We start from the raw sequence: 6,468 nt of genomic DNA, 5'->3' as shown, positions 1-6,468 counted from the left end.
CAACGTCTCCAGACGCGTCGACGGCGTGAACTTGAAAAATGCGCTTGGCCAGATCAAGGCCCACGGTGGTAATCTGCATGGCGGATGGCTCCTTAGCTCGGGTTGCCTGACAGCAAACCCACTGTGGACTGTGATGCCGGGAGCGGGAGCCATCCACCTCATCTGCTTTCGGGAAGCCGCAAAGCCGATCTCTACGACCTATATGCGGCGCAAAGCTGCCAGGCTCTAGCTGCGGCGTGAATGTCTTCGTTGGGTCAAGCCGACATGCGTCCGTCAGCGCACCACTTCGCGGTGGCCGCTCGCCAGCCGCGTGGCGATGAGCTTGTCGATGCGGCGGCCGTCGAGGTCGACCACCTCGAAGCGCCAGCCTTGCGCGTCGACGCATTCGCCGGTCGCCGGCAAATGGTGCATGTGTGACAGGACATAGCCGGCGACGGTCTCGTAGTCGCGGTTTTCCGGCAGGTCGATGCCCAGAATGTCTGCCATCTCGTCGGCCTGCATGTAGCCGGCGAGCAGCCATGAGCCGTCCTCGCGCTTGACGGCGTTTTCCTCTTCGCCGGCGTCGAGGTCGGCGCGGAAGACTCCGGTGATGGCTTCTAGAATGTCGGCCGGGGTGACGATGCCTTCGAAATGGCCATACTCGTCATGAACCAGGGCCATCGGGACATCCGATTCCTTCAGTTTCGACAGCACGTCGAGTGCATCGGCCTGGTCATGGACGATGGGGGCGGCGCGCACATGGCGGCGCGGCTCCAGCGCCCTGCCGCCGAGGATCGCCGCCAGCACGTCGCGGGTCTGGACGACGCCGATCATGGCGTCGACGCCACCGTCGCCGGCCGGCAGGCGCGAATGCTGGGTCTCCATCAAGAGCTTGCGTATGGTGGTCTCGTCGGACTGCAGGTTGATCCAGTCGACCTCGGTGCGTGGCGTCATCACCGCGCGCACGGCGCGGTCGCCGAGCCGCATGACGCCGGCGATCATGCGCCGCTCGTCGGATTCGATGGTGCCGTGGTGCTCGGCCTCGGCGACCAGCATCTTGATCTCCTCGTCGGTGACCTTCTCCTCGCTCTCGCCGCGCTGGCCAAGCAGCCACAATATCGCGCGACCGGAAATGTCGAGCAGGAAAACGAGCGGCGCTGCGACGGTGGCAAGGATGGTCATCGCCGGCGCGACCCTCGCGGCAACGCGTTCGGGATCGCGCAGCGCGATCTGCTTGGGCACCAACTCGCCGACGATCAGCGAGCCATAGGTGATGGCGGCAACGACAATGCCTACGCCGAGCGGGTCAGCGGCGCTTTCACGAATACCGGTCGATGCGAGGAACTGCGCCAGCCGCGCGCCGAGCGTGGCGCCGGAGAAGGCGCCGGAGAGCACGCCGACCAGGGTGATGCCGATCTGCACCGAGGACAGGAATTTGCCAGGATTGGCGCCAAGCGCCAGCGCGCGGCCGGCACCCTTGACGTTGCGGTCGATCATCGTCTTGAGGCGGGCCGGCCGTGACGAGACGATCGCAAGTTCCGACATCGACAGAAGGCCGTTCACACAGATGAGGACGACCACGGTGGCGATTTCAACGTAAAGCATGCGCGGTCAATAGCATTGCGGCGAGGTCTTCGAAAATAGTCAGCCATGATTTTTAGAAGATCACGCCTCACGACCATTTCAATCCGAACCCGGACCTATGATCTCAAGGCAATTGCCTGAGCATGCCAATCACTGCCTTGCCGTCGGTAAAATAGGGATCGCCGCCGCCATTGCGCCCGGTCTTCGTCGCGCCGATCCCTGGTATGTCACTGGTCGAGATCAGCATGCGGGCGGCGCGGAGGTCGCCGATCAGGAAGTTACGCTCGGCATCGATGTCGGGACCGATATGGTGGGTAATGGCGCCGGTGTCGTGACTGAGGCCGACGCCACGGTCGAAACTGGCGGATCCGAGCCAGAGCGGCCGCCCATCGTCACCGCGGGCGTCGGCCTGCCAGAAGCGGACGTGGTGACGCCGGTCGGCGCTGTCGCCGACCGACTTTTCAAAGGCCAGATCCTGGGCGCGGCCTTCGAACAGCAACCGGCTGACCGGAGCGTCAGGGTAGGGGCGGCCGAACAGCACGCTTTCGCCGATCTCGATCGCCGTCTTCAGCGTGACGGCGTCTGCCGTATCCCAGCCGGCGACGGCGAAGGCGTGGACGACCTCCTTTTCGGTGCCGACAAGGCCGACATTGATCGGGTCGCCCGGGATGCCTTGCGGCGTGTGCGTGATCATCTCGAAGCGCTGCGTGCGGAAGCCGCGGTCCCGCCACGTCCAGAATTCGGGCGCCGCGAAATAGGCGAGCGCCAAATAGAAGGCGCAGAACGCCGCCAGCCAGATTGCGGCGCGTCGTCGAAGGGTGCGTTGGCTCATCCGATACCGCCGAACATGTACGGCATCATTCTATGCGGCGTTGCCAGCCTTGGGCAGAGGTCATCCGTCTGGGCTCAGCGGCAGGCGCGGTAGCCGTTCTTGCGGTTCTTGATGTCGAAATGGAAATGGTTGCGGTGGTCGTAATTGTAGCCGGGACCGAGCACGGTGGTGAAATACTGGCAGCCGTCGGCGCGCACGGTGTTGAGGAAGCCGCGGGTGCGGAAGGCGAACAGGCCGGGCTTGCGCACGTCGATGTCGTCGCCATTGTTGAGCTCGATGCTCATCACGTCGAGCGCATTGCCCTTGCCGTGCTCGGACAACACACCTTCGCCGGCGATGTTGCGGCAGGAATAGCTGGAGCCCTGGTGGATGGTCTTGACGCCGGAGAAATAGCGCCAGCGGGCGGACGGCACGAGTTCGTTCTTCGTCCAGCCGGCGAAGGTGGCGGCCATGTCGCAGGTCAGCGTCGCGGCGGGTTTCATCTGGATGCTGCCGATGGCCGAGACCTTGACCGGATAGTCGATGCCGCATTGTCCTTCATGGATCGGCGCCAGATCGGTGTAGGCGACGCGGAGGCGCTTCAGCTCGCTGCGACAGTCGATCTCGCTGGCCGGCATTTGTTCAAGAGGCGACATCGGCTCGTCCATGCGCGGATAGGCGGCTGTCATATAGGGGTTGGAGGGAACGAGACGCTGCATGCCCTGGTATTCCGGGACGGCGGTGGGCACCGCGGCGGTCTGGCTGCCGACATCGACGGCGGGCTGGAGCGAGAAGACATCTCCGGTGGTGCAGGCCGACACCGCCGCAATCGCAAGCACTGTCGCCAGCCGCCCGACGGCGATGCGCGCATGTTTCTTGTACCGTGCCATGGCAAACATGGCGCCAGATCTTCCGGCCATTGAAAGGCATCCCTGTCCCCGGATGGCACAAGTCTAGTCGCCAAGAGTAAAGGAAAAATCAGCGCCGGCGTTCACGGCTGCGGCCAAATTGCGGCGCGCCGCTCTCTACACCTCGCCTTTCGCTCACTGGCAGAAAGTGCCGCCGTGGCGACGCGGCTCAAGGTCGAAGTGAAAGTGCAGCGAATGGTCGGCGTCGCTGCCCGGGCCAAGCACGGTCTTGAACGGCCCGCAGGCTGCCTTGCGCACCGCGTTCAGGAATTTCGCGTCCTTTTCGGGCGGCGTCGGGCCGACCTCGATCTTCTTGCCGTCCGAGAGCGTGAAGGTTGCAATGTCGAGCGCGTTGCCGAAGGCGTGCTCCGACAGCTTTCCACCGTTATGGCGCGGCCGGCATACGAAGGCGGAGGCCTGGCCGATCGACTTCAGGTCGGCGCTGAATTCGGCTTTCGCCACGGGCTGGACGACATCGGCGACAAAGCGTGCCGACGCCTCGGCCATGGCGCAATTCAGCTCGGTGGCAGGGGTGATCGCGACGGATTTTCCGAGTGTCTTCAGCGTGATCGGGTAGGGGATCGAGCAGCCGATCTCTTGATCGTGCTCGGCCTTGTGTTCCTCGAAGTCGACGCCCAGCGATTTCAGCCGTCGCCGGCAGGCCAGTTCTTCCTCGGGCATTTCACCGGCGGGAATTGAGGCCGATCGCGGATCGGGAAGGGTCTTTTTTTCCTCCGGCGGTTTCTCCGGCGGGCCCGGCGCGCTAGCCGGCGGCTCTGCCTGCGTCGGCTTTTCGGCAGGCATGGGTGCCGTTGCCGGCGGTTCGGACGGGCCGGACGGCGCGTTGGTCGGGCGCGGCTCGGGAACCGGAACGTCCGCCGGCTCGGGTTCCGGCGTTGGTCCCGGTTGATTGAGCTCGGGCACAGGCACGGATTCAGGAAGTTTCGGAGCCTTGGCGAGCACTGGCCCCGCCAACAGCATCGCCGCCGCCAAAGGCAGCGCCAATCTGTAAAATCCGGGGAAGGTCAGCGCCGCCATCGCCCCCAAACGGCGGGGCCGTGCGGAAGTTGCCTCGGAAGGCGCATTCGGCCGATCACGATCGGTAACCGCAATGTCACGCGCCGATCACTTCCAGTCCTTCTTCCAGCCAATCGGCGAGCTGCGGCATGCCGAGCAGATATTTCGCCGTGCGCTTGTTGGCACGCTCGCGCGCGGCCGCCAGCGCGTCGGCCCATTCCGATGCGTCGTAGTCGCCCCGGCCGACCCAGGCCAGCGCGACCAGTTCGGCCGCCTCGTCGACATTGAGGTCGTTGATCAGTTCGCGAAATTCCTCCTCGGTGAGGTTTTCCGAACTTTCCTCGGCGAGACCGTCATGGTGATGGTTGTCGTGCGACTGGCCGTCGAGTTCGATCTCATGCTCGGCACCATCGGCATAGTCTTCGTTGACGGCAGCGCTCAGCGCCTTCGCCTTGAGTATGAACAGGCGCACGGTGTCCGGGCCGATCGAAAGCTCCCATTCCCTTTCGAGGCGCTGCTGCACGGGCCTTCTCCGCATGCTCCATTGGCCGTTTGCCGGATGATAGCGGATTTACGGCATTCGTCACGTCATCTTCGGTTTGCGGGCGTCAAACTGCAAATGTTGGCGGCCGCTGTTTCTTTCCGGGATGAAACGACGAGGCACCTGCGTTAGTATCGCATTGTCATTCTCAAGGAGGCTTCGATGCGCAGACGTTTGCTGATTCAGGTCATGGCTATTGCCGCCCTGCCGCTGTTTGCAGCCCCCGCATTCACGGCTGGTGAAGGCGGTGGCGGTGGTGGCGACACCCCCAAGTGCAGGAAAGGTGAGGTCTGGGACAAGAAGCTGAAGAAGTGTGTCACGCCGAAATACGGCATACTGGACGACGACAACATCTATGAAGCAGGCCACGATTTGGCGATGGCCGGGCGCTATGACGAGGCGATCGCCGTGCTCAGCCTTGCCGCGAACAAGCAGGATCCGCGCATCCTCAACTATCTCGGCTATTCGCATCGCCATTCCGGCCGCATCACAGTCGGCCTCGGCTATTACGAGGAAGCGCTGCGCATCAACCCTGACTATACGCTGGTGCGCGAATATCTCGGCGAGGCACATCTGCAGATGGGCGATCTCGCCGGCGCCCGCGAGCAACTCAGCGAGATCGAGAAGCGCACCGGCAAGGGTTCGCGCGAATACGGCATGCTGGCCCAGCAGATCGATCATTTCATGCGGAGCTGATCCGATCCGCCAAGCATTGGACCGGCTGCGGGCGATCGCAGCCGGTTTTTTGTTGCCTCCCGCGCACCTGCCGCGACGTCAGGTTCGGAATCGGCGGGGGATTTTTCAAAAACCCATTTTTGGGCGTGAAAAACGCGTGAAGATTGCTATATTCAGCCAAATTGCGGTGAAACGGTTCCGTTAGCCCGAGGCTGCCGGACCGTTTTCTTTTTGTACCCATCGACAAGGCTATCCCCGAAACGCGGGGGTAGCGGCAGGAAAGGTCAGGCATCATGAACAAGGTCCCGATGACAGGCGAGGGGTTCGCGTCATTGAAGGAAGAACTGCGCTGGCGCCAGCAGCAAGAGCGGCCGCGCATCATCGAGGCGATCTCCGAAGCGCGCTCGCATGGCGACCTTTCCGAAAACGCCGAATACCATGCTGCGAAAGAGTCGCAGAGCCACAATGAGGGTCGCGTCAACGAGCTCGAAGATCTGATTGCGCGGGCCGAGGTGATCGACGTCACCAAGCTCAGCGGCGACAAGGTCAAGTTCGGCGCCACTGTGGTGCTGGTCGACGAGGACACCGAAGAGAAGAAGACCTACCAGATCGTCGGCGACCAGGAAGCCGACGTGAAGTCGGGCCGCATCTCGATCTCCTCGCCAATCGCCCGTGCGCTGATCGGCAAGGAGGTCGGCGACGCCATCGAGGTCAATGCACCAGGTGGTGCCAGGGGTTATGAGATCGTCCAGGTGCAGTTTATTTGAGGCACTGGCTGTCGTTCTGCCCTTAGGCAGAAACCTACAATATCAATACGTTGCGCCGCCCCTCATCTGGCTACCGCCATCTTCTCCCCGTAAACGGGGAGAATGACGCCGTCATAGACGATTTCGCCAATCACCAGCGTTGCGGCCAGCTTCTTTCTCCCCGTTTACGGGGAGAAATGCCCGGTA

General features: G+C 63.0%; 8 protein-coding genes. 3 read left to right on the top strand and 5 right to left on the bottom strand.

Annotated features, from left to right (window positions below; translation table 11 throughout):
- A partial coding sequence (locus ACFX5Q_RS17520) for a hypothetical protein (protein ID WP_404279985.1) occupies positions 1-229 on the top strand: 229 nt, incomplete at its 5' end.
- A gap of 44 nt (positions 230-273) precedes the next feature.
- Here the strand turns inward: ACFX5Q_RS17520 and ACFX5Q_RS17515 are convergent.
- The 5 genes from ACFX5Q_RS17515 to ACFX5Q_RS17495 form a co-directional block, all read right to left on the bottom strand.
- Positions 274-1,584 (bottom strand): hemolysin family protein, encoded by a 1,311-nt coding sequence (locus ACFX5Q_RS17515; protein ID WP_404279966.1) that lies wholly within the window; start codon positions 1,582-1,584, stop codon positions 274-276.
- 103 nt (positions 1,585-1,687) lie between these two features.
- Positions 1,688-2,395 carry an LssY C-terminal domain-containing protein gene (locus ACFX5Q_RS17510; protein WP_192183834.1) on the bottom strand — a complete coding sequence of 236 codons (708 nt, stop codon included), beginning with the start codon at positions 2,393-2,395 and terminating at the stop codon, positions 1,688-1,690.
- Between the two features lie 74 nt (positions 2,396-2,469).
- Positions 2,470-3,294, bottom strand: a complete 825-nt coding sequence (locus ACFX5Q_RS17505) for an extensin family protein (protein ID WP_404279963.1) — start codon at positions 3,292-3,294, stop codon at positions 2,470-2,472.
- Positions 3,295-3,417: 123 nt separating this feature from the next.
- Entirely contained in the window at positions 3,418-4,320 is a 903-nt protein-coding gene (locus ACFX5Q_RS17500; protein WP_404279961.1) for an extensin family protein, read from the bottom strand.
- 76 nt (positions 4,321-4,396) lie between these two features.
- The gene (locus ACFX5Q_RS17495) at positions 4,397-4,822 is read right to left on the bottom strand and encodes a DUF3775 domain-containing protein (protein WP_006202487.1); all 426 of its coding nucleotides are present in this window, start codon (positions 4,820-4,822) and stop codon (positions 4,397-4,399) included.
- 180 nt (positions 4,823-5,002) lie between these two features.
- Between ACFX5Q_RS17495 and ACFX5Q_RS17490 the strand changes: the two genes are divergently transcribed.
- Together ACFX5Q_RS17490 and greA are read left to right on the top strand one after the other, a co-directional pair.
- Positions 5,003-5,536 carry a tetratricopeptide repeat protein gene (locus ACFX5Q_RS17490; protein WP_404279959.1) on the top strand — a complete coding sequence of 178 codons (534 nt, stop codon included), beginning with the start codon at positions 5,003-5,005 and terminating at the stop codon, positions 5,534-5,536.
- Between the two features lie 272 nt (positions 5,537-5,808).
- Positions 5,809-6,282, top strand: a complete 474-nt coding sequence (greA, locus tag ACFX5Q_RS17485; protein WP_006202485.1) for a transcription elongation factor GreA — start codon at positions 5,809-5,811, stop codon at positions 6,280-6,282.
- The last annotated feature ends 186 nt before the right edge of the window (positions 6,283-6,468 follow it).

The sequence above is a fragment of the Mesorhizobium sp. IMUNJ 23033 genome, assembly GCF_044778005.1.
In the GTDB taxonomy this organism is placed as follows: domain Bacteria; phylum Pseudomonadota; class Alphaproteobacteria; order Rhizobiales; family Rhizobiaceae; genus Mesorhizobium; species Mesorhizobium amorphae_A.
Note: the sequence above shows the minus strand (reverse complement) of the source record. Positions and strands in the feature narration are given on the sequence as shown.

What these genes read in the sequence shown, in the direction of transcription:
- ACFX5Q_RS17515 (WP_404279966.1), bottom strand. Translation starts at nt 1,584, where the DNA reads ATGCTTTACGTTGAAATCGCCACCGTGGTCGTCCTCATCTGTGTGAAC.
- ACFX5Q_RS17510 (WP_192183834.1), bottom strand. Translation starts at nt 2,395, where the DNA reads ATGAGCCAACGCACCCTTCGACGACGCGCCGCAATCTGGCTGGCGGCG.
- ACFX5Q_RS17505 (WP_404279963.1), bottom strand. Translation starts at nt 3,294, where the DNA reads ATGGCCGGAAGATCTGGCGCCATGTTTGCCATGGCACGGTACAAGAAA.
- ACFX5Q_RS17500 (WP_404279961.1), bottom strand. Translation starts at nt 4,320, where the DNA reads ATGGCGGCGCTGACCTTCCCCGGATTTTACAGATTGGCGCTGCCTTTG.
- ACFX5Q_RS17490 (WP_404279959.1), top strand. Translation starts at nt 5,003, where the DNA reads ATGCGCAGACGTTTGCTGATTCAGGTCATGGCTATTGCCGCCCTGCCG.
- greA (WP_006202485.1), top strand. Translation starts at nt 5,809, where the DNA reads ATGAACAAGGTCCCGATGACAGGCGAGGGGTTCGCGTCATTGAAGGAA.